This window comes from Microcoleus sp. BM001215392, assembly GCF_036700185.1.
GTDB lineage: Bacteria > Cyanobacteriota > Cyanobacteriia > Cyanobacteriales > Microcoleaceae > Microcoleus.
Genome location: NZ_JAUBOJ010000647.1, coordinates 1 through 2,040 on the forward strand (window position 1 = coordinate 1; position 2,040 = coordinate 2,040).

Here is a 2,040-nt window from a genome sequence, read left to right on the forward strand (position 1 = left end):
TACAGGCGCGAATGCTTCGCCCTTGCGGATATGTTTGCACAATCGGGATGCTCCCTTTGCTATTGATTGTATGTGAATTTTATCATTTTAACAAAAAAGCCTAAAAAACTCCTTCAAATCATCAAGAGCAGGATTATTCCAATCCCAAATATCTTTTTTGTGTTCCATAACATAATCAAACCCAGACATACTGCATTTTTTCCCAGCTTGTTTCTGTTCCTGATTTGAGCAAGTATCATACCTGAGATAGATACTAACCCAAAATTTATCAAACTCTTTCTGATTGATTTCCTTTCCCTGACTTTCTATGCAAGTTTGCCAACTATTCAAACAATCAGCATAAGGAGATTGTATAGCCTTTATTTCTTTTAAAAGCGTTTCCAGTTCCCCTCTACCTCCAACATTTGTAAAGTAACAAGCCAAATTTGCATTTGTGCCAAGTTTTGTACAAATATCGATAAATTGTTTAGTGCTTGACAAGCTTTCAGCTTCAAACACTTGTTTTATACATTTATCTACGAATTGCAGCCGTTCTTGCTCTGAACAATTATCAATGTCGATAATAATTCCAATCTTTTCGATATCTTTTCGGTCAATCTTTCTTTCTAAATTTTTTAAAGCTTTGGTTAACTCTGTTTCGCTCAAGCCTTCCAAACTTTGATAATCATCTATATAAATAGGTGATGCTACCTGGATATCGCAGTTTAGTTTTTCAACCATTGCCTGCATAAAAATTTTATCATTTTTACTTTCTACTATGACAAGATTACTCACCTCTCACTCCTTCTTGATGCTCTAGTGCGTAATTTAAAGTTTCCAAATCGAGCCGACTTCCGATTATTTGATTTGTTTTGAGTTTCTTTGCTAGTTCAAAATATGCGCTGCTGCATTCTTTATTTAGTTCCAAGCCCACATCAGCAAATGCTTGAAGCATTTCTAAACTGTGAGTTGTGGCAAAAATCTGGGTATCCACTTCAACCGCTAACCGAAATAACATTCTCCAAAATTCCTTTTGGTTTGTATGGTGAATGCCATTCTCTATTTCATCAATTAGCAGTATTTTGTGTTCGCTGTTTACCAGTTTAAGAATAATTTCTGCAACTCGGTTCAGGGCATCTCCAAATAATGAGAGAGGTAAACGTTTTTCTCCTTTTCTTCTCAAGTATAGTGTTGGTTCCCCAATATAAAAACTCTCTACTGATTCGATCGCCGGATCGATAACTTGAAAAGCTTTCAAGACTTCGCTATCTTTGTCATTTAAACGGGCGTTATCGTATGCTACTGTGAGTTCTCTCCCTGAAATCCTGGTAAACGATGGAATGATTGGTACTTTGCCAGTAGTAGAAGTATCATAACTCATTAAATGTGTCGCAGGAACCTTTTTTGATGACAAGGCAGATCGATTTTCGTTCCTCATAAACTCAATAACTATACTAGATTTAACTGAATTAATTTCTAATTTAATTTCTACTCGATCCGTGTTGTTGTAGTCTTTTCCAATAATTACTATAGATGTATCTTTTTTTAGTGCGTAAAATAAGTTATCCCAGGCTCTATCTGGCATAGCTTGTACAGCTTTTGATGACTCTCTTCTTAACTCTTTTAGGATTGCTAGACTGCTAGCGTGTGGAGCAATATTGAGAAAAATTGCTTCTAGCAATGCTGTCTTGCCAGCATTGTTTTTGCCGCCGATTAAATTGACTCTTTCAAACCCAGAAATTTTGATTTGCTCAAAACACCTAAAATTTTGGATTTCTATTTCTTTAAGCATTACCGATCCTTTTGAATTGATATAAATTATCTGCGTTAATCTGTGTTTATCTGCCTGTATCTGCGGTTTAAAAAAGAGAATTTGTTAACCGCAGATGACAATGGATTAACGCGGATTCACGCAGAGGTCGAGAAAAGAGATAAATTGAGGTGCTACTCGATCGCGCGCTAGGCTCAATAACGCAGATGGTGGCATGAAGATATCGACTAACCCGCAAGTCCGCCGTTCGTTTCAAACCCCCGTCTCATAGCGAAAGTCCTCTCAAAGAG

Annotated in this window: 2 protein-coding genes; both read right to left on the reverse strand. The window is 36.7% G+C overall.

The genetic code is table 11. The features are described from left to right. Positions 1 to 87: 87 nt before the first annotated feature. Positions 88 to 774, reverse strand: a complete 687-nt coding sequence (locus tag QT974_RS33775) for a DUF3226 domain-containing protein (RefSeq protein ID WP_333472719.1) — start codon at positions 772 to 774, stop codon at positions 88 to 90. Then, positions 767 to 1,771: an AAA family ATPase gene (locus tag QT974_RS33780; protein ID WP_333472720.1), complete on the reverse strand. Its 1,005-nt coding sequence runs from the start codon at positions 1,769 to 1,771 to the stop codon at positions 767 to 769. The genes QT974_RS33775 and QT974_RS33780 overlap by 8 nt, the downstream gene beginning before the upstream one ends. Between the last annotated feature and the right edge of the window lie 269 nt (positions 1,772 to 2,040).

Coding starts and splice junctions, on each gene's coding strand:
- QT974_RS33780 (WP_333472720.1), bottom strand. CDS start 1,771: ATGCTTAAAGAAATAGAAATCCAAAATTTTAGGTGTTTTGAGCAAATC.